The organism is Parendozoicomonas verongulae (assembly GCF_009711465.1).
GTDB classification, from domain to species: domain Bacteria; phylum Pseudomonadota; class Gammaproteobacteria; order Pseudomonadales; family Endozoicomonadaceae; genus Sansalvadorimonas; species Sansalvadorimonas verongulae.
In genome coordinates, this window is record NZ_SMME01000722.1 from 6,055 (window position 1) to 6,532 (window position 478).

A 478-nucleotide genomic window follows, 5' to 3' on the forward strand; every position below is an offset into this window, starting at 1 on the left:
CCTTGCTGTATCCCCTGCCTTTAGCGAGGCACCCAAAAAAGACACCAACCCCAAATCCCCAGAGGGCAACACCATGGATGAAAAAGAGCTCAAGGCCGAGCAGGACAAGCTGAAGGCGCAGCAGGCGGAGATTGACGCCAAGACCGCAGCCTTCAACGAGCGTGAAACCCAGATCAAGGCCACCGAGAAGGCACTGGCTATCAAGGCCATTTCTTCCGATCTGGATCAGCTGGTGAAGGACGGCAAGGTACTGCCTGCTCAACAGGCGGCACTGGCCGAGTTCATGTCCACTCTGGACAGCGACAAGGATGTCGTTGAGTTCGGTGAGGGCGACGACAAGAAGAAACTCAGCCAGCGTGGCTTTATGCAGAGCTACCTCGCCGGTCTGCCGAAGGTGGTGGAGTTTAAAGAACTGTCTGATGACGACGGCGACGACAACGGCGAGTCGGACGACAGTCAGGAGCTGGCCTCTCAGGCC

Annotated in this window: 1 protein-coding gene; it reads left to right on the plus strand. The window is 57.5% G+C overall.

Features of this window, described 5'->3' with window-relative positions:
- Positions 1-478, plus strand: a 478-nt coding sequence (locus E1189_RS03950) for a hypothetical protein (protein WP_230460134.1), incomplete at both ends; no start/stop codon positions are given.